Genomic DNA, 19,708 nt, shown 5'->3' on the forward strand with positions numbered 1-19,708 from the left:
GCAGGCCGCGTAGGACATTTCGAGGAGTACGCACGCCATGGAAACCGCAGATCCGCCGCGCCCGAAGACGGCACCGCCGGGACCGGGCGCATCCGCAGGCCGACTGCGTGCGCAGGCCGGCCCCGGCGCACGGGGCTCTCTGCGCGCCGCCAGGCGGGTCGCACTGCCCTACCTGCTGATCGCGCCGACCGTCCTCGCGCTCGCCGTCGTTCTCGGATATCCGCTGGTCGACCTGTTGTTGCTGTCCTTTCAGGACATGACCCGCAAACAGCTGTTCGCCGGCACCGCGCCGCCTTGGACCGGCCTTGACCAGTACCGGACGATCCTTTCCGATGGCTTCTTCTGGGACGTCGTCGGCCGCACCGCGCTGTTCACGGTCGTCTGCGTCGCCGCCACCATGACGTTGGCAATGTTCGCCGCCCTGCTGATGCGCCGGGTTTCGCCTTGGGTGCGGATGATGATGGCCGGTGTGCTGGTGGCCGTATGGGCCATGCCGATCATGGTCGCGGCGTCGATCTTCCGGTGGCTGACCGACGCGGACTACGGCATCGTCAACTGGCTGCTCGGACTGCTGCCGGGGCTGGACTTCAGCAAACACAACTGGTTCAGCAACCCCTGGGAAGGCTTCGCGGTCATCGCATGTGTGGTCGTCTGGGGTGCCGTCCCGTTCGCCGCCATCACCCTTCAGGCCGCGCTCAGCCAGATCCCTCCGGAGCTGGAGGAGGCAGCCATGGTCGATGGCGCACGCGGTCTGCAGCTGTTCCGTCATGTCACCTTCCCGGTCATCAAACCGGCGCTCGTGCTGGTCACTTCGCTCTCCGCGATCTGGGACTTCGGCGTGTTCAACCAGATCTGGCTGATGCGCGGCGGCCAGCCCGAGAAGGAGTACTACCTGCTGGGCGTCTACTCCTTCATCGAGTCCTTCGCCGTCAACCGCTACAGCACGGGGGCGGCCATCGCGGTGATCACGGTGCTGCTGTTGCTGGCCGGCGCCGTCGTCTACGTACGCCAGATCCTGAAAATGGGAGAGGCCGAGTGAACATCGCCCCCGGCCCCCGGACGCAGGGCCGACCGGGACACGGCCCCCTGGCGCGCGGTCCGCGCTCACGGCGCCGCCGTCTCGGCGCCAACCTGCTCGGACTGCTCTTCACCGCCGTGATGGCGTTCCCGATCTACTGGATGCTGCTGACCGCCTTCCGGCCCGCCGAGGAGATCCACCGCACCCCACCGACGTTCTGGCCGCAGGAGCTGACGCTGGCACACTTCCGCAGGGCGATCGGCACACCCACCTTCTGGGACAACGTGGGCGCGAGCGTCTTCGTGGGCGTGGGCACCGTGCTGGTCTCCCTGATCATCGGCACCCTCGCCGCCTTCGCCCTCGCGCGATTGCGCTTCGCCGGGCGAAAGGTCTTCGTTCTGGTGATCCTGGGCATCCAGATGATCCCCCTCGCCGGGCTGATCATTCCCCTCTACCTGCTGCTCAGCGAAGCCGGGCTGACCGACAGCCTGGTCGGCGTGATCCTCACCTACCTGGTGTTCATGCTGCCGTTCACGGTCTGGCTGATGCGCGGGTTCATCGCCGGTATCCCGGTGGAGCTGGAGGAAGCGGCGATGACCGACGGGTGCTCCCGCTTGGGCTCCTTCCGGCGGGTCACTCTTCCTCTGCTGGCCCCGGGGCTCGTGGCCACATCCATCTACGCCCTGGTGCAGGCGTGGAACGAGTACGTCCTCGCCTATGTGCTGCTCTCCAGTAACGACAAGCAGACACTCAGCATCTGGCTGGTGTCCTTCCAGACCAGCTTCGGTACGGACTACGGCGGACTGATGGCGGGCGCCACCCTCACTGCGCTCCCCGTCGCGGTCTTCTTCGCACTCGTCCAGCGCCGGGTCGCCGCGGGGCTCGCGGCCGGGGCCGTCAAGGGATGACCGCGAGGACCACGCTCGGCGGCCCCCACAAGGGGCCCCCGTCGTCCGGGGTCGATGCTGCCCGAGGGCCCCCACCAGGCCGGCCCGGGCCCGCGCGGACAAGCTCCCCATTCCCGAACCCGCAGGAGATCACCGTGACATACGACCGTCTGGACCTGGTGTCCAAGCTGTACCAGCCGTCGGGCTGGCCCCGGATCCTCGAAGCGGCTTCCGGCTCGCCGTCCAGCGGACCATTGGTGGTAGATCTCGACCCCACGACCTTCTGCGACTTGGCGTGCCCCGAGTGCATCAGCGGGAAGTTACTCAATCAGGGACGCTTCACACCGGAGCGGTTGGCCGAACTGGCCCGGGAACTGGTGGACATGTCCGTCCACGGGGTAGTGCTCATCGGCGGCGGTGAGCCGCTGGCGCACCGCGGCACCCGTACGGTGCTCCGTGTCCTCGGCGAGGCCGGTATAGCCATCGGCGTGGTAACCAACGGAACCCTGATCCGGCAGAACCTGCCCGAACTGGCCGAATTCGCTTCCTGGGTACGGGTGTCCATGGACGCCGGAACGAGTGAAACGTACCGGCTCTTCCGCCCGGACCGTAAGGGCCACAGCGTTTTCGACAAGGTGGTCAGCAATATGCGGCTGCTGGCCGAGCACAAGAAGGGCGCGCTCGGATATTCCTTCCTCGTGATGACCCGGAAGGAGGGGGACGGTGGTGTCGTGAGCAACCACCAGGAGGTGTTGCGTGCTGCCGAACTCGCCCATGACATTGGGTGCGACTACTTCGAGACCAAGGCGATGTTCGACGACGGCCACCACGTGGTGCAGGTTCCGGCGGAGATCATCGCCTCCGTCGAGGAACAGCTCCATGAGGCAGCGAAGTGGGAGAGCGAGTCATTCCAGATCGTCAACTCCTCGACCCTGACCTCACTGCGGTCCCGGGTCGGCCCCGTCCAGGAAAAGGACTACCACCGCTGCCGGGTGGCGGAACTGCGCACCCTCGTCACCCCGTCAGGCGTGTACGTGTGCTCCTACCACCGCGGCAACGACGGTGCCAAGATCGGCGACGCGGTGACCGACAGCCTGGCGGAGATCTGGCAGAACTCCGACCGCGGCATCGTCGACCCGAGCCGGGACTGCCGATTCCACTGCGCGCGCCACCGCTCCAACCTCGCACTCGGAGAGATCGGCGCGGGAACGGTGGCGCCGGAGCCCGGCAGCGACTACGACCCGTTCATCTAGTACGAGCCACTGACCCCGTCAGCGTTCGCCGCCACCCGGCCGGTCCTACCGGCCCGTTGCTCCTCCGCGATCTCTGGAGCGAGCCCCTCAGCGGCCCGGGTGGGAATCACCCGGGCCGTCGTGTGCCCGCGGCGAAGCGCGTGGCGGAGGTCCCTGACCATCGCCTCTTGATCTGACACCTGGCAGACCCCGACGAGGGCGCCGCCTCCGCCGGCCCCGCTCAGTTTCAGCGGCAGGCCGACGGAGTGCAGGGCCACCTCCCGCAACTCCTCCAAGAGCGGCGTCGACATCCCCTGCAGATCCCGCATCGCAGCATGGGCGTTGCTCATCGCGGCACCGAGGCCGGCGAGATCGTGGCCGCGGATGGCCTCCCACACCGCCGCAGACGCCACATCGGCTCGCACCAGGTACTGCGCGAGCCGCCGGTCGCCGACCGCCAGTTGCTCACGCACGGAGCGAATATGGTCACTTGTGTCCTTCCGGGTGTCCGAGTCGACGACCACGATGGCCCAGTCCGACGGGAACTCCACCCGGCTGCCGATCTCCGGAAGCCCGGTCGCTCGGCCTTCCAGCAGCAGGGCGCCGCCCGCGATGACCGCGAGATGATCCATCCCGCCGCCGTTGAAGATCGCGAATTCGAACTCGTAGGACCATTGCGCCAGCGTGCGCGCACTCACCCGGGCCCCTGGGGCGCAGGCGTCGGTGAACGCCCGGAACAGCGCCACGATCAGCGCGGTGGAGGACGAAAGCCCGCTCGCGGCGGGAGCGGTACTGCGTACGGCCACCGCCGGTGCCTGCGGGGCGAGCCCCGGAAGCCGCTGCCGCAGGAACGCCCACACCTCGTCCGGCCAGCCCCCCGGCCCGCCGGCGCGCTCTGCGGCACCGGAAGGCCGAGAGACGGGAGGGCGTATGGCGACCGACGTCGTCAGCTCCAGGGCAAGGCTGACCGATCTGCCGCCCAGCCAGTCGAGATCCTCACCCGACAGGCAAGCCCGGCACGGCACTACCGCGTGTCCTGCGCTCTCCGTCATCACCTGGCCTGGAACCTTCCGGTCGAGTGGAACGCCTGGAACATCTCCAGGACCACGGTGGTGGGCGGGTGCAGTGGGGCGGGCGGGTTCGCCAGATCACGGAATTCGGCCTGAGTCACCTCGTCCAGGCCCAAGGAGAGCTCGCCCGACCAGTGGCGCGCAAGGAAGCACAACGCGAAGCAGTGGGTGACGTCCCCATTGGGGTAGGTGAGCGTGTGGACCTGCGGATCGGAGAGCGAACCGAAGGCGACCAAGTCGGTCCGCTCGACGCGCAGGCCGGTCTCCTCCGCGAGTTCGCGCGCCGCCGTACCGGCGAAATCGCTGCCTTCCTCGCAGGCCCCGGCCGGCAGCTCCCACACACCGGTGTCGGCGCGCCGCTGGAACAGGCCACGGCCGGACTCGTCCAGTACAAGGACCTGGGCGCCGGGGACGAGCAGCAACCGGCTGCCCACGTGTTGACGCACGGACCAGAGGTAGGAGCCGACATAACTCACCTGAGTGTCACCCTTCGTGGTGCCCTGTCCCGATTTCCAGGAGCAGGCTGTCATGCGACTGCCCCGGTCAGCCAGCCCGGCACCGCCTCCGGTGTGGCCGTCAGCCAGCGCACATATCGCTCCACGCCTTCCCGCACAGCGATCCGCGGCGTCCACCGCAGCAACTCACGGCACCGCTCCGTCGCGGCGAAACCGCCCAGCGGATCACCCTCGGGCCGGGGGGTGGTGATGAAGTGGGATCGCGGGAAGTGAGGGGCGATGAGCTCACCCACCTCACGCACCGAAGTGGGCACTCCTGTGCCCACGTTGACGGTCTGACCGGCCATTTTTTCTTCGACCAGCGCCAGCGCGGTGGCAGCGGCGATGTCCTCGACATGGACCAGATCCCGCACCTGCACCCCGCCGCCGTTCAGCTGCATCGGGCGGCCGAGCCTGGCCTGCATCGACAGCCAGGCCACCATCCACGAATGGCTGCCGGGCTTGGGGATCTGCGGGTCGCCGTATACGGAGAAGTAACGCAGCACCGCGTACTCGGTGCTCTGCGCGGAACCGAGCAGAAGCCGCGTCTGATGCTCCGCCCAGAGTTTGGAGTTCGCGTAGACGGAAACCGGAAGCAGTTGCTGTTCCTCGCGGAATTCCTGGGGCCCACGTACGCCGGGGTCGCCGTCGCCGTAAACGGCGGCCGACGACACCAGCACAAGTCGGCGGACCGCGGAAGCAGCGGTTTCCTCAAGAACCACCTGAGTTCCCTGTACGTTCGCCCGGAAGGCGATGTCAGGTCGCCGGGTACACGCGGCGACGTCCGCATAGGCCGCGGCGTGCACGACGTAGTCAGCATTCGAAACCACTCGGCGCACGGTGTCCCGGTCGCAGATATCCCCGACCACCACATCGGCGCCCAGTGTCTCCACACCGAACAAGCTGTGCGCCGATTCCGGATAGGCGTCCAGGCGGTCCAGCACCGTCACCTCGGCAGCGGAAGCGCGTAATAAGGCCACCAGCCTGCTTCCCACCAGGCCGGCGCCGCCGGTGACCACCACCCGGGCGTCACGCAGCTTTTCCAGCCGTTTGGCGACGGCTTCCTGACTCTGCGTTCCGACGCCATTTGCTGTCTCGGACATGGAAATCCTCTCCTCGCAGATGAGCGCGCCCGATCGTCCGGGTCAGCATGCCGTTCCCGGAATGTCGGAACCAGAGCACCATTTCGGCGGTCTTGCGGTGCTCATGTCGACGGTCGTACTGTCCAAAACCACCTGGTGCTGCATTGACGGTGCCGTTGAAATGGCCGGAGGAATGATGACGCGATATCGCTTGAGCGGCGCCGTGATGACCCACCCGAAACGTCTCGCGGCTGCGGAGGATCTGGCCCGTGCGGCGCCGCCCGGCGCGTTACGGGTCGTCATGGACCCGGACCCGGGCGGCAAGCCGTCCGTGCTGCGCACGGCGTTGTCCGCATGGTCGGCGATCGAGGACGGCGCCACACACCAACTCGTCGTCCAGGACGACATGATCCTTTCCGACGCCTTCTTCGACCGGGCACGGCTGGCGATCGAGGAGATGCCCGATGCCGCACTCGCACTTTTCGCGCTGTGGGATTCGCGTAACGGAGCAGCGGTGCGGTTCGGAGCCATGGCGGGAGCGCGCTGGGTGGGCGCGGTCAATGAGTACTTCCCGTGTGTGGCCATCATCCTGCCCAGGCAGGTGGCCTCCGGCTTCGTGGACTACGGCAGGCGCCGGCTTGACGCCTGGCCGGATGACATCCTGATGTACCGGTACTTGCGCGCCAACGGCATCCCGTCGTACGTCTCGGTCCCGAACCTCGCTGAGCACGAGGACCACGGAAGCATCTCCGGCAACGCGTTCCGCGGGCCGCGCCGTTCGGCGTGCTTTCTGCCCGATGGCGCCCCAGGCCGGGCCGGGGGCCTGCTGACGGGTCTGACGGTGCTCCCGTTCTTCAAACATGGTGTGGCGCAATGTGCGGTGCGCGTTGAAGATCCCGGGCCACGGCGATGGCTTCATCTCAACTGCGAGCAGTACCTCGAAGGCTCCGGCGTGCGGGTGGAAAGGTATCTGTCGGCCAACCTCCGAATGTCCGAAGCCGTCACCTCACGCGACGCCAAGGGCGCCTGGCTCACCGCCTTCACCATGGGATTCGTGCATCGGCGCAAGGCGCACCGATGCGATCCCTCGGATGCCGGAGGCGGAGCGCCCGACCCGGCCGTACTCGCCGAGGCGATGGCGACAGTGGGACCCGGAGGCATCAGCTACGCCCAGAGCGAGGATCACATCACCGAGGTGCGGGAGGAGTTGGCACGCATCACCGAATCCGCTGCCGAGGCGGGCATGGCCGCGGCTGCCCGGCCGGGAGCAGCGCGGAGCGCCGTCCGCCCCATCCGGGTCGGGGTGCGCGGCTCCGCGACGCCTGTGGGCGAACACCTTCTCCGGGGCCTCGCGGACCGTGGCCACCAGGTCACGGTCCTGAACCCGGCCCGCGGCACGGCACCTCCGGCGGACACGCCGGCCCTCGACGCGCTGATCGACCTGAGCTCGCTGAGCGGCAGTGGGGGGCAGCCAGGAGCACCGAGCGGCGGCGGCATCGCCGTCGACATCCGCGCCGGGAGCGTCGGCGCGGGGACCCATGACCTGTACGTGGGCGACCTGTACGGTCCGGGCTGCTCGCCGTACTCGCGGATCGGCCGCATGGTGTGGGACGCCCTGCGCAGTCAGCCGCTGACCATCGACGGCAGCCCCGGTGATCTGCTGAGTCCCCTGCACATCAGCGACCTCGCCGACGCGCTGTCACTGATCCTCCGCGTGCCCCCCGAGCACCGTGCGCTCTCACTTGTCGGTGGCAACGCCTACACGGTCGCCGAGATGGCCGAGGCGGTCCGCAAGGCTGTCCGGCCGGTGCCGCTGGCCGGCGGGCAGTCGGTACCGGCCGACGCGCCCCGTCGCAGACCGGAAGCGGCGGCGGACCGGCCCGCCCCTCCGGGATGGGAGCCCACGACCGGACTGATCTACGGCCTGCACACTTTTGCCCAATGGCTGGCCTACGAGGGAGGCCAGCTCGTCCCGGACGTGTAGCGGCCCCACGTCGCGCCTCTCCTGGCCCGGTCCCACCGCGGCCACCCGCTGCATCCGGCCCACGGGCGGCGGGCCGGGTACAGCGCGGCGGGGGTGTCTTCAGATGATCGGCGGACGCCCCAGCTTCGTCATCCGCCATACCGTGGCCCACCGCATCGGTTTGCGGCTTCCGCACGGGTTACGCACGCCCTCGATGAATCCGCCGGCCCATGCCCGCAGCCCTGCCACCGACCGGCTCCGGGCGGCTGTGAGCAGCGCCCATACCCCCAGGTAGATGGGGACCAGCAGGGCCGGGAGATGCCGCTTCGCCAGCCACACGCGATTTCTGGCCACCATGCGGTGATAGACGGCGTGCCGTGTCGGTGAGGTCCAGGGGTGCTGCAGGACGACCTCCGGCGCATAGCGGACCCGCCAGCCGTCGTCCAGGGCCCGCCATGCCAGGTCGGTTTCCTCGTGGGCGTAGAAGAACTCGTCGGGCCAGCCGCCGATCCTGTCCAGCATCGGCATGGACAGGGCGTGTCCACCGCCGAGGAATGTCGTCACCAGTCCGCCGTGCGCCGGATCGCCGACACGCAGCCGGGGGACGTGCCGACGCTGGGTACGCCCCCGCTCGTCGGCGATGCGGAAGCTGACGATCCCCAACTCGTCGTCGCGGTCATAGAGTTCCGTCAACCTGGTGAAGACGTCCGGGCTGATCAACAGCCCGTCGTCGTCCAGGTCGACCACCACATCCACATTGCCGAGCCTTCGCAACTCGTCCAGGGCCGCGTTCCGGCCACCGGAGACCCCCAGATTCTCCGTCAGCTCCACGCCTGTCGTGCCGTCAGGCAGCGGCGGAAGCGGGGCGCCGTTCCCGACGACAACGACGTGAGCCGCCGCGGTGTCCTGCTTGGCGACCGAATCGAGCAGCGCCCGCAATTCATCGGGACGGTTCCCCATGGTCAAGATGGCGACGCCTAAGCGCAGATGACGCACAGATGAACTCCGTTCTCGATAACTGTCTGCGATGCTAACCGTCGGGGACGCGAAGCAACGACCCGTGGCCCTGATGCTGCGTCAGTTCCGTTCCGCGGGAGGATCTTGGGTGGTTCGGTCGGCCCGCCGGCTCGTGGGCTCGGGCAGGAAGAACATCAGGGCCCACATCGCGGCGAAGGTGCCCCCACTTACCAGAGGACGCCGGTGAACGCCTCGCGGTTGACCGGGTGGGCGTGCCCCTCGGTGCAGGGGAGGCGATCAGCACCACGGTCGGTGCGGACAACAGCATGCCGGTGAGGTCCAACTGGTCGGCCTTCGTTGCCGTCGACTCGGGTACGAACCTCCGCCCGAGGACCGGCACGGCGAGGCCGACGGGCACGTCGGCCGGGAAGACCGGCCGCCAGGACAGCCTGAAAAGATCCATCTGGGTGAGCACACCGCCCAGAACCGGCCCCAGATCGGAGCCCATCGACAGGGCCGCTCCGTACAGGCCAAAGGCACTGCCGCGCCTCTCGCCGCCGAAGGTGACGTGGAGAGTGGCCAGGTCTACGGAACCATGACGGCGACTGCGGCGCCTTGAAGCACGCGGGCGGCGATCAGTACACCGGGGCCGGTGGCGGTGCCGCGCAGCAAGCGAGGCCAGTGTGAACAGGGCCGTGCCGATCAGGAGGACCTGACGCCGGCCGTATATGTCGCCGAGCCTTGCGCCGGTGATCAGTCCGACGGCGACGGTCAGTGACCAGCCGGCGGTCAGCCACTGCATCGCGGCCTGCCCGGCGCCGGTCGACGCCTGGATGGAAGGCAGCGCAGTGAGGACGACCGACTGGTCGAGGATGTCCATGAGTTCGGCGACCAGGACGGCCACGAGGGTGAGCGAGCGGCCCGGGCATTTCCGGCGACGAGCCCGGTACAGCGTGCGCCAGAGACTCGGCGGTGTGCTGCGGCTCATGGCCGAGCACGGGGGAAACCATGGGGGATTCCTGATGCAAGGAATCGGGGAGCCCGCCGTCAGTCGCGTCGGGCCCGGCGAACACGGAACCCGGGGCAGACGGCAGAGCTGCACCCGGGGAAGACAGGAACTGCGGAGGTGGGTGACGCAACTCAGGCCGGCGCGACGTCCGCCCCCGGACACGTTCGACGACTCAGAACGTGGGGAACACGGACCGCTCCATGGCCTGCGGGATGCGAAGTCAACTCAAGATCGCCATGGAGGGAACAGGAGCCGGCGGGCATACCGAAAACCTCGGGACGTTTCCGGGTGGGACAGCCGCCGAAACCCGCCCCGGACCGCCTCCAGCCGGACAGCCCCGGCCGATCCGGCCCGCTCCGCGACACGTGTGCGAAGGCCAGAAAATGGCCCCTGACCAGCAAAAAGACCCTCCCGGAGGAGGGTCTGGCGTGGGCGCCCCCGGCAGGACTCGAACCTGCGGCCAAGTGCTTAGAAGGCACCTGCTCTATCCACTGAGCTACGGGGGCCGGGCGGTGGACGTGGATCACGGACCGCGGACAAGGATAGGGGTCCGGGTGCCTCGTCCCGGTTGCTTCACCTCCGTGGCACGTTGTGGAGGTTCCGTGAAGCGGTCCCGATAATCGCAGGCAGGTACGAATCCTGCACCGATTTTGACCTCTCGCGCGGCGGGTGTTGTGCACTCGTTATGCCTGCGCCCCACTTGTCGCGTACGTCCCATGCGTCACTGATCCCGTTCTGTGGGGATTTTAGTGGCGCACACTAGGGGTTATACGCTTCAAAAACCCAACGAAGTTGGGCATTCTGCACATGTGGCGACCTTGGACGTACGACCCCGACTCATCGACGCACTGTCCGTACTGCGCGACCGCGTCGACGCCGCACGCTTTCCGCTGCCACTGAGGGGCGCCGCTCGGGCCCGGCGCAGCCGGGTCGAGCTGCTCGCCCAGCTCGATGACTATGTGATGCCCCGCCTGCGATCGCCCCGGGCTCCGCTGCTCGCCGTCATCGGCGGGTCCACCGGGGCGGGCAAGTCCACGCTGGTCAATTCGCTGGTGGGGCGGCGCGTCTCGGAGGCCGGGGTGCTGCGGCCCACGACCCGTACGCCGGTACTCGTATGTCATCCCGACGACCATCACTGGTTCGCGGGCCGGCGCGTGCTGCCGCAGCTCGCCCGCGTGTGGGTGCCAGGTCAGGACGGCGGGGACGATCCGCAGGGGATGGACGGTCTCGACGGGACGGACGGTCTCGACGGGATGGACGGAGCGGACGGTCTGGGCGGGGGGTTCGCGGCCGGGGGCTCGGCGTACCGGGTCGGCGGGCGGTACGGGGGCCGACGGGCGCGAGCGGGGCGCGAAGCGGGCGCACGGGCGAACGAATTCGGCCAGGGCGGCCAGGGCGGCCAGGGCCAAGGGGGGCGGGTCGGGCCGGGGTATGGGCCGGGCCCCGGCAACGGATACGGGGACGGGGACGTCCAGGGCGGATATGGGAGCGGCCACGGGGGTGTGCCCCGGAAAGCGAGCGGGGCCAGTGGCTGGGCCGGTGACGGCTTCGGCGGCTACGACATGTACGCGGCCGACGACGAGGGCGGGAGGGGCGCGGGCGGCGAGCCGGGGATGCCGACGGTGCGGATCGAGACCGACCCGGCGCTGCCCAGCGGACTCGCGCTGCTCGACGCCCCGGACATCGACTCGCTGGTCGCCGGCAACCGTGAACTGGCCGCCGAGCTGATCTGCGCCGCGGACGTCTGGGTGCTGGTCACCACCGCCGCCCGGTACGCCGACGCGGTGCCCTGGCATCTGCTGCGCACGGCCAAGGAGTACGACGTCACGCTGGTGACCGTGCTGGACCGGGTGCCGCACCAGATCGCCACCGACATCTCCGGGCGCTACGCCGAACTCCTCCAGCAGGCCGGCCTCGGCCACGTCCCCCGCTTCACCATCCCCGAACTCCCCGAGTCGGCCGGCGGCGGCAGCGGACTGCTGCCCGCCACCGCCGTCGCCGCGCTGCGCGCCTGGCTGGAAAGGCACGCCCAGGACCCCGTCGCGCACGCCGCGGCCGCCGACCGTACCGCCGCAGGCGTCATCGCCTCGCTGCGCAGCCGGATGCCCGCGCTCGCCGGTGCGGCCGCTGCCCAGCACGCCGCCGGACTCCGGCTCGCCGGCCGGGTCGAGGAGGCGTACGAGGAGGCGGCGGAACGCGTACGGCGGGAGGTCGCGGCGGGCGAGGTGCTCTCCGGGGACGCGCGTGCCCACTGGCGCGATCACGAACTCGGCGGCGGGTCGGACGAACTGCTGGACGCGCTGACGCACGGACTGACGTCCCTGCTGTCCTGCGCCGTGGAGGAGGCCGACGAACGGGCCGCCGACGCCTGGCGGCGCGACCCCGCTGCGGCTGAGGTGGCGCTGACGGCAGCCGCGGGCGCCAGGGGCGCGGCCGGCCGGCTGGGCGTGATCGTCCGGCGCTGGCGGCGCTGCCTGGAGGAGCTCGCCGAGGAGGAGACCCGCGAGGCGCGAGCCGGACAGGCCGGCGAGCGCGCGGGCTCCGTCGAACCGGAGGAGTCGGCGGCGCTGCTGGCCACCGCACTGCTCGGCGGGCGCCGGGCGCGTACGGCCGGGGAGAACCTCGCGGACCTGCTGGGCGCCCAGAGCGCGCTGCGGCTGTGCGAGCGGGGCAGCCGGCTGCTGACCACCTACCTGGAGCGCGCGCTGAACACCGAGCGCGAGCGGCGCCTGGCGCCGCTGGACCAGCTGACCGTGCCACCGGACCAGCAGGCCGCGTTGATCGCCGCACTGTCCGTACTGCAGAAGGAGAAGGTGTCGGGGTGACCGCTTCTACGAAGGGTGCGGAGCGCACGGAACACGCGGCGGACACCGAGCACGCGGCGGACACCGGACACGCGGCGGAAGCGGAACGCTCGGCGGAAGCGGAACACGCGGCCGGAGCGGACATCGCGACGAACGCGGAACGCGCGGAGTGCAGGGAGCACGGGGAACACCAGGAACACAGGGAGTACGCGAGGGGCGTGGAACACGCGCCGGGGGCGGAGCACGCGCGCGTGGCGGAGCCGGTCGGGCATACGGAGCATGGCGAATGCCGCGGGCAGCACCCGGAGCCGGCTGAGCCCGAGGCCTCGGCCGGGTCCGTGGACGCAGGGGGCGACGCGGGGCACGGCCACGGCTCGGGAAGCGGTACCGGCACCACTGCCATGGGAGTGGAGCACGCCGGGCGTCCGGAGGGGCGCGGCGGGGCCTGGGACGACGGATTGATCGCGCGGCGGGCGCGGGTGGGGGACCTGCCCCGGGCCGGGAGCCGTCGCCGGGTGCCTGGACCCGATGTGGACCTGGACGTGGCCCTGGACCTGGACGCAGCCCTGTTGGGCCTCGACCTGGGCCTGAGCCGGGGGGCGGGGACGGGCGGAGGCGCGGAAGCGCACGCCGGCGCAGCGGCAGACGCGGAAGTCGACGTGGATGTCGATGTGGATGTGGATCTGGCCATGAGCCTGGGGGTGGTTTCCGGTGGTGCCGCGGTGGCGACGGGGGCACGTCGGCAGGGGGGACCGGGGGCAGCCGCACGCGGTCGGGCGGATGCGAGCCGGTTCGGGGGTGCGGGCGGGCGGATGCGGGCGGACGGGCGGCGGGCCGTGGGTGACGAGCTGCGGCCGCGGCTGGACGCGCTGCGGGAGCTGATCGCGCTGTCCCGTACCCGGCTGGACGGCGAGACGCTGGCAGAGGCGGGCAAGGTGCTGGATGCCGCGGACGAGCGGTACCGGCTCTCCGGCGCGCACACCGTCGTGGCCCTCGCCGGCGCGACGGGCAGCGGGAAGTCGTCGCTGTTCAACGCGCTGGCGGGGGTGAACCGTTCGCAGGTGGGCGCGCGCCGGCCGACGACCTGCGAGCCGGTGGCCTGTGTCTGGTCGGAGGACGGGCCGGGCGCCGAGGGGCTGCTGGACCGGCTGGGGGTGCCCGTACGCCGCCGTCACACCCCGGTGGACGCCACCCCCGAGCTCCGCGGACTCGTCCTGCTCGATCTGCCCGACCACGACTCGGCGGACAACGGCAACCGTGCCGAGGTGGACCGGCTGCTGGAGCTGGTCGACGCGGTCATCTGGGTGGTGGACCCGGAGAAGTACGCGGACGCGGTGCTGCACGAGCGGTATCTGCGGCCGTTGGCGGGCTACGCCGAGGTCACCTTCGTGGTGCTCAACCAGGTGGACCGGCTGCCTGGGGACGCCGCCGACCAGGTGGTGGACGACTTGCGCCGGCTCCTGGACGAGGACGGGCTGGCCCTGGGCGAACACGGTGAGCCGGGCGCCGCGGTGCTCGCGCTGTCCGCGATGACCGGGGCGGGCGTGGCGGAACTGCGGGAGTCGCTGGGCCAGTTCGTCGCCGAAGGGGGCGCGGCGGACCGGCGGCTGGTGGCGGACGTGGACGCGGCGGCCGAACGGCTGCGGTCGGTGTACGTGGCCCAGCGCGGGGTCGGGCTGACGGAAGCGGCCCGCGGGGAATTCGACGACCGGCTGGCCGAGGCGGTGGGCGCGGTGGCCACCGGGCGCGCGGCGGAACGCGACTGGCTGCGGCACGCGGACCGCGCCTGCGGCTCCCTGTGGACGCGGCTGAGCGGCAGGCGGATGGGGCGCCGGGCCGTCGAGGGACATGTCGGGAGCGGGCGTACATGGGGCGGACGGGCCCGGGGCGTGCGGACGTGGGGAGGGCGCACACCGGCCGACCGTGAGGGAGGGGGGAATCCGGCGACCGGGTTCACCGGGGCCGGCGGCGACTTCCGAGGCGGATCCGCCGGTGCGGGGCAGGCGCTCGCCTTCGTGGACGGTGCGGATGCCGGTGCGGCGGTGGACGGGCGGGCCGCGGCGCGGCCCGTTGTCGAGCAGGCCGTACGGGCCGTGGCGGGTGAGGCGGCGCGCGGGTTGCCGGCGCCGTGGGCGCAGGCGGTGCGGGAAGCGGCGGGGCGTGGTGCGGAAGGGCTGCCGGCAGCGCTGGACGAAGTGGCGGCCGATGCGGAGGAGTTCCTGCGGGAAGGACCGGCCACCAAGCCGGGGTGGTGGACGGGGGCCGCCGCGCTCCAGGGGCTGATGTTCGTGCTCCAGGTGGTCGGCGTGCTGTGGCTGCTGGGGGAGGTCACCGGGGTCACCGACGGAACGGAATGGCTCTCCGCGCTGCTGCCCACGGTCGTGGGTTCGGTGGGCGGCCCGGTGCTGGCGTGGACCTGCCGGGTGGCGGCGCGTGGTCCGGCACGGCGGTACGGGCAGGACGCCGAGCGGCGGCTGCGGAGCACCGCGGCGGGCTGCGGGCGGGCCCGGGTCCTGGAGCCGGTCGCCGCCGAGTTGCTGCGCTACCGCGAGGTGCGGGAGCAGTACGCGGTGGCGTCCGGTGTGTGAGCGGTACGCGGTGGCGTCCGGTGTGTGAGCGGTACGCGGTGGCGTCCGGTGTGTGAGCGGTACGTGGCGGTGTCCGCGTGTGAACGGTCGGCTCGGGTGGCACCGCCACGGCGCCCCTGCCCTCCCGTCGTTCGGCCCCAGCCGGTCGCCTCCCGCCGTTCACCCTCCCGCCGTCCGCCTTCCCGTCGTTGATGCCTGCCCCTCCCGGGTGACGGAGTTGTCCACATCTGCCGTCCTGTCCACAGCCCGCCGCGGGCTTCGCCGGATCCGTGCAGCATGGGATCACTGCGCGGCGGAGCGAGCCGGCAGGGGGAAGCGAACGAGTGGGGGAGGCGGGTCCGTTGAACGACACGATGGTGACGCTGGTGGGGAACGCGGCAACGGCGGTCGAGCACCGGCAGACGGCGGCGGGTGTGCCGGTGGCGAGGTTCCGGCTGGCGGCGACGTCCCGGCGCTGGGACAAGGTGCGGGAGTGCTGGACCGACGGCGGGACGAGCTTCTACACGGTCCGGTCCTGGCGGACGCTCGCCGACAACGTCGCCGCGTCGGTGGCGGTTGGCGAACCCTTGGTGGTCCAGGGGAGGTTGCGGGTGCGGGAAGGGGAGCAGCCACCGGAGAAGGGCGGGCAGCGCTGGTTCGCTGCGGAGGTCGACGCCGTGGCCATCGGCCACGACCTCGCGCGAGGCACCTCCGCCTTCCGCAGGATCGTCCGTGCCCGTACGGAGCCGCTGCCGCCGCATGCGGAGCCGCTCCCGCCGCAAACCGACCCGGGCCCGCCGGCCGCGGAGGCGCGGTCCGGGCGCCCGCCCTCGCCGCCGCTGAGGGCCGGGACGGCCGGTGCTGTGGCGGGCATGGGGGCATCCCGCCCCGCACCGCCGTTGGTTGTCGTGCCGTCATCAGCGGCCGGAGGGCCATCGGGCGCCATGGAGCCCGCTGTTGCCGGGGCGGTCGTGGTGCGCGGCGCGAGGGATTCGCCCCAGAAGGTGCCAGTGCCCTGAAAAGTTCCGGTGCGCACCTCGGCGATTTGTCGATAATCCCAGGTCAGGGTGCCCGTATTCGGTAACGATTGCGAGTCGGATCGCTTATGGGATGCCATTACTGGGGACCCTGGTGCGCCCGCTCCATAAGATCCGACGAGTACTCACGGGGGCTGACTGGTTCGGCTGTTGAGTTCTTTTGGATCATTTCGGCGAGGCATCCTCCCCACTGTTCCGCCTCGCCCAGAGGGGAAATTCATGCTTTCGATGAAGAGGCGGGGCGCAGCCCGCCTTGCCGCCGCGATCGTGGCCTCGGGCCTCGTCGCGGCGGGTGCGATAGCCACCGCGGGGACTGCCGCGGCGGACGAGACGACCCCGGCACACGGGGGCGCCACCGCGACGCTCGGCGGTCTGAAGACCTTCGACCAGGCGGTCGTGCACGCCGACGGACAGAACCAGCGCGTCGGCGCCGGTCTGTTCGAGATGTCGGTCGACAACGGCGGCACGCTCCAGACGTACTGCATCGACATCCACAACCCGACGCAGCAGCAGGCGAAGTACCAGGAAGTGCCCTGGAGCGCCTCGTCGCTGCACAACAACGGTGACGCGGGCAAGATCCGCTGGATCCTGCAGAACTCCTACCCGCAGGTGAACGACCTGGCCGCGCTCGCCAAGAAGGCCGGTGCGGGCGCCCTCACCGAGAAGACCGCGGCGGCCGGCACCCAGGTCGCGATCTGGCGCTTCTCCGACCACGTCAAGGTGGACGCGGTGGACCCGGCGGCGGAGAAGCTCGCCGACTTCCTGGAGAAGAGCGCGCAGAACGTCGGCGAGCCCAAGGCGTCGCTGACGCTGGACCCGCCGGCCGTGTCCGGCAAGTCCGGCAGCCGTCTCGGCCCGGTCACCGTGCACACCAACGCCGACAGCGTCACGGTCTCCCCGGCCGCCGACGTGCCGTCCGGTGTCAAGGTCGTCGGCAAGGACGGCAAGCCCGTCACCAGCGCTGCCGACGGCACCCAGCTGTTCTTCGACGTGCCGGCGGGTGCCGCTGACGGCAGCACCTCGCTGACCGCCCAGGCCGCCACCAAGGTCCCGGTCGGCCGTGCCTTCACCGGCATCGGCGAGCACGCCAAGAGCCAGACGCAGATCCTGGCCGGCTCCAGCGAGTCGACGGTCTCCGCCGCCGCCTCGGTCTCCTGGAAGAAGCAGGGCGCCATCCCGGCGATCACCGCCGAGAAGAACTGCTCCAAGGGCGGCGTGGACGTCACGGCGAGCAACAAGGGCGATGAGGCGTTCCGCTTCCAGCTCTCCGGCAAGGACTACGAGATCGCTCCCGGCAAGTCGCAGACCGTGACCGTGCCGGTGGCCGAGGACCAGCCGTACCAGATCACGATCAAGGGTGAGGGCGGCTTCAAGAAGTCCTTCTCCGGGGTCCTGGACTGCAAGACCGCCGGCAGCGGCGGCGGCAAGCCCTCCTCGGCGCCCAGCCCGGCCTCGGTCGGCGGCTCCACCGGTGGTGACAACGGCGGCGACCTCGCCGAGACCGGTTCCAGCAGCGCCACCCCGATGATCGCTGGTATCGCGGTCGTCCTCGTCGTGGTCGGCGGCGGCGCGGTGTTCTTCCTCCGCAAGAAGAAGGCCGGCACTCCCGCGCAGTAAGCAGCAGTAAGAGCAGTAAGCAGGAATGAGCAGAGCCTGGCCCCTGGGTGCGTTCGCGCCCAGGGGCCAGGTGCGTTCAGCGGGGGGGGGCGTGACCAACCGTGACAGAGAGTGACCGAACGGGCATCGCGGCGGCCGTTTTCGGGGCTGAGCAGCGGCTCTCTGACCTACTCGTTTCCTCCAGAGCGCAGCTGTACGGCAAGATGGGTGTATCTGCCTTCGCGCGGCCACGCCGCACCATGGCCCACGCGGCGGAGCCGCACACAGACCTGATAGATCCAAAACTGCCGGACGGTTTCTCTTGGCTGAGTACATCTACACGATGCGCAAGGCGCGCAAGGCGCACGGCGACAAGGTCATCCTCGATGACGTGACGCAGAGCTTCCTGCCTGGCGCGAAGATCGGTGTCGTGGGTCCCAACGGCGCCGGTAAGTCCACGGTGCTGAAGATCATGGCCGGTCTTGAGCAGCCGTCGAACGGTGACGCGTTCCTGTCGCCCGGCTACACGGTCGGCATGCTGATGCAGGAGCCCCCGCTCGACGAGTCGAAGACGGTCCTGCAGAACGTCCAGGACGGCGCCGCCGAGATCATGGGCAAGCTGCACCGCTTCAACGAGGTCGCCGAGCTCATGGCCACCGACTACTCCGACGCGCTGATGGAGGAGATGGGCAAGCTCCAGGAGGACCTCGACCACGCCAACGCGTGGGACCTGGACACCCAGCTGGAGCAGGCCATGGACGCCCTGGGCTGCCCGCCCGGCGACTGGCCGGTGAACAACCTCTCCGGTGGCGAGAAGCGCCGCGTCGCGCTCTGCAAGCTGCTGATCGAGGCGCCCGACCTGCTGCTCCTCGACGAGCCCACCAACCACCTGGACGCCGAGTCCGTGCAGTGGCTGGAGCAGCACCTCGCCAAGTACCCCGGCACCATCGTCGCCGTCACCCACGACCGGTACTTCCTCGACCACGTCGCCCAGTGGATCTGTGAGGTCGACCGCGGCCGCCTGCACGGCTACGAGGGCAACTACTCCAAGTACCTGGAGACCAAGCAGACCCGCCTCAAGGTCGAGGGCCAGAAGGACGCCAAGCGCGCGAAGCGTCTGAAGGACGAGCTGGAGTGGGTGCGCTCCAACGCCAAGGGGCGCCAGGCCAAGTCCAAGTCGCGTCTTGCCCGTTACGAGGAAATGGCCGCCGAGGCCGACAAGATGCGGAAGCTGGACTTCGAGGAGATCCAGATCCCGCCGGGCCCGCGCCTGGGCTCGATCGTGGTCGAGGTCGAGAACCTCAGCAAGGCGTTCGGCGACAAGGTCCTCATCGACGACCTGTCGTTCACGCTGCCGCGCAACGGCATCGTCGGCATCATCGGTCCGAACGGCGCGGGCAAGACCACGCTGTTCAAGATGCTGCAGGGTCTGGAGAACCCGGACTCCGGCTCGATCAAGATCGGTGACACGGTCAAGGTCAGCTACGTCGACCAGAGCCGCGCCAACATCGACCCCAAGAAGACCCTGTGGGCCGTGGTCTCGGACGAGCTCGACTACATCAACGTCGGCCAGGTCGAGATGCCCTCCCGGGCGTACGTCTCGGCGTTCGGCTTCAAGGGCCCCGACCAGCAGAAGCCGGCCGGTGTGCTCTCCGGTGGTGAGCGCAACCGCCTCAACCTGGCGCTGACCCTCAAGGAGGGCGGCAACCTGCTCCTCCTCGACGAGCCCACCAACGACCTCGACGTCGAGACCCTGTCGTCGCTGGAGAACGCGCTGCTGGAGTTCCCCGGTGCGGCCGTGGTCATCTCCCACGACCGCTGGTTCCTGGACCGCGTGGCGACGCACATCCTCGCCTACGAGGGCGACTCCAAGTGGTACTGGTTCGAGGGCAACTTCGAGTCGTACGAGAAGAACAAGATCGACCGGCTCGGCCCGGACGCGGCCCGCCCGCACCGTGCCACGTACAAGAAGCTGACCCGGGGCTGAGCGCC

At 70.2% G+C, this 19,708-nt stretch carries 14 protein-coding genes and 1 tRNA gene; 9 read left to right on the plus strand and 6 right to left on the minus strand.

Going from position 1 to position 19,708, the window contains the following annotated elements; genetic code table 11:
- Positions 1-37 precede the first annotated feature (37 nt).
- From ACIRQ7_RS28825 to ACIRQ7_RS28835, 3 genes are all read left to right on the plus strand, one after another.
- On the plus strand, positions 38-1,039 hold the full coding sequence (locus tag ACIRQ7_RS28825) for a carbohydrate ABC transporter permease (protein WP_404265553.1): 1,002 nt from the start codon (positions 38-40) through the stop codon (positions 1,037-1,039).
- A gap of 2 nt (positions 1,040-1,041) precedes the next feature.
- Positions 1,042-1,926: a carbohydrate ABC transporter permease gene (locus tag ACIRQ7_RS28830; RefSeq protein ID WP_404265632.1), complete on the plus strand. Its 885-nt coding sequence runs from the start codon at positions 1,042-1,044 to the stop codon at positions 1,924-1,926.
- Between the two features lie 134 nt (positions 1,927-2,060).
- Entirely contained in the window at positions 2,061-3,158 is a 1,098-nt protein-coding gene (locus ACIRQ7_RS28835; protein ID WP_404265554.1) for a radical SAM/SPASM domain-containing protein, read from the plus strand.
- On the opposite strand, the gene ACIRQ7_RS28840 is transcribed toward ACIRQ7_RS28835, so the two are convergent.
- The 3 genes from ACIRQ7_RS28840 to ACIRQ7_RS28850 all read right to left on the minus strand — a co-directional run bounded on the left by ACIRQ7_RS28840 (position 3,155) and on the right by ACIRQ7_RS28850 (position 5,804).
- Positions 3,155-3,943 carry a mevalonate kinase gene (locus tag ACIRQ7_RS28840; protein ID WP_404265555.1) on the minus strand — a complete coding sequence of 263 codons (789 nt, stop codon included), beginning with the start codon at positions 3,941-3,943 and terminating at the stop codon, positions 3,155-3,157. The genes ACIRQ7_RS28835 and ACIRQ7_RS28840 overlap by 4 nt on opposite strands.
- Before the next feature lie 245 nt (positions 3,944-4,188).
- The gene (locus ACIRQ7_RS28845) at positions 4,189-4,683 is read right to left on the minus strand and encodes an NUDIX domain-containing protein (protein ID WP_404265556.1); all 495 of its coding nucleotides are present in this window, start codon (positions 4,681-4,683) and stop codon (positions 4,189-4,191) included.
- A 50-nt stretch (positions 4,684-4,733) separates the two neighbouring features.
- Complete coding sequence (locus ACIRQ7_RS28850) at positions 4,734-5,804, minus strand: NAD-dependent epimerase/dehydratase family protein (protein WP_404265557.1); 1,071 nt, start codon at positions 5,802-5,804, stop codon at positions 4,734-4,736.
- Between the two features lie 175 nt (positions 5,805-5,979).
- Between ACIRQ7_RS28850 and ACIRQ7_RS28855 the strand changes: the two genes are divergently transcribed.
- A complete protein-coding gene (locus tag ACIRQ7_RS28855) occupies positions 5,980-7,767 on the plus strand; it encodes a hypothetical protein (protein WP_404265558.1) in 1,788 nt (595 codons plus the stop codon).
- A gap of 99 nt (positions 7,768-7,866) precedes the next feature.
- Here ACIRQ7_RS28855 and ACIRQ7_RS28860 read toward each other — a convergent pair whose 3' ends face one another.
- The 3 genes from ACIRQ7_RS28860 to ACIRQ7_RS28870 all read right to left on the minus strand — a co-directional run bounded on the left by ACIRQ7_RS28860 (position 7,867) and on the right by ACIRQ7_RS28870 (position 10,218).
- Positions 7,867-8,742: a glycosyltransferase family 2 protein gene (locus ACIRQ7_RS28860; RefSeq protein WP_404265559.1), complete on the minus strand. Its 876-nt coding sequence runs from the start codon at positions 8,740-8,742 to the stop codon at positions 7,867-7,869.
- Positions 8,743-8,776: 34 nt separating this feature from the next.
- Positions 8,777-9,607, minus strand: a complete 831-nt coding sequence (locus ACIRQ7_RS28865) for an MFS transporter (RefSeq protein ID WP_404265560.1) — start codon at positions 9,605-9,607, stop codon at positions 8,777-8,779.
- 538 nt (positions 9,608-10,145) lie between these two features.
- Positions 10,146-10,218 (minus strand) — tRNA-Arg (locus tag ACIRQ7_RS28870).
- 303 nt (positions 10,219-10,521) lie between these two features.
- On the opposite strand from ACIRQ7_RS28870, the gene ACIRQ7_RS28875 reads away from it, so the two are divergent.
- From ACIRQ7_RS28875 to ettA, 5 genes are all read left to right on the plus strand, one after another.
- Positions 10,522-12,537 carry an ATP-binding protein gene (locus ACIRQ7_RS28875; RefSeq protein ID WP_404265561.1) on the plus strand — a complete coding sequence of 672 codons (2,016 nt, stop codon included), beginning with the start codon at positions 10,522-10,524 and terminating at the stop codon, positions 12,535-12,537.
- A 791-nt stretch (positions 12,538-13,328) separates the two neighbouring features.
- Positions 13,329-15,104 (plus strand): GTPase, encoded by a 1,776-nt coding sequence (locus ACIRQ7_RS28880; RefSeq protein WP_404265633.1) that lies wholly within the window; start codon positions 13,329-13,331, stop codon positions 15,102-15,104.
- A gap of 341 nt (positions 15,105-15,445) precedes the next feature.
- Positions 15,446-16,102, plus strand: a complete 657-nt coding sequence (locus ACIRQ7_RS28885) for a single-stranded DNA-binding protein (protein WP_404265562.1) — start codon at positions 15,446-15,448, stop codon at positions 16,100-16,102.
- Between the two features lie 237 nt (positions 16,103-16,339).
- The gene (locus tag ACIRQ7_RS28890) at positions 16,340-17,737 is read left to right on the plus strand and encodes an LAETG motif-containing sortase-dependent surface protein (RefSeq protein ID WP_401470105.1); all 1,398 of its coding nucleotides are present in this window, start codon (positions 16,340-16,342) and stop codon (positions 17,735-17,737) included.
- 301 nt (positions 17,738-18,038) lie between these two features.
- Complete coding sequence (ettA, locus tag ACIRQ7_RS28895; RefSeq protein ID WP_404265563.1) at positions 18,039-19,703, plus strand: energy-dependent translational throttle protein EttA; 1,665 nt, start codon at positions 18,039-18,041, stop codon at positions 19,701-19,703.
- Positions 19,704-19,708: the final 5 nt, after the last annotated feature.

It is taken from the genome of Streptomyces sp. NPDC101393 (assembly GCF_044767385.1).
Classification (GTDB): domain Bacteria; phylum Actinomycetota; class Actinomycetes; order Streptomycetales; family Streptomycetaceae; genus Streptomyces.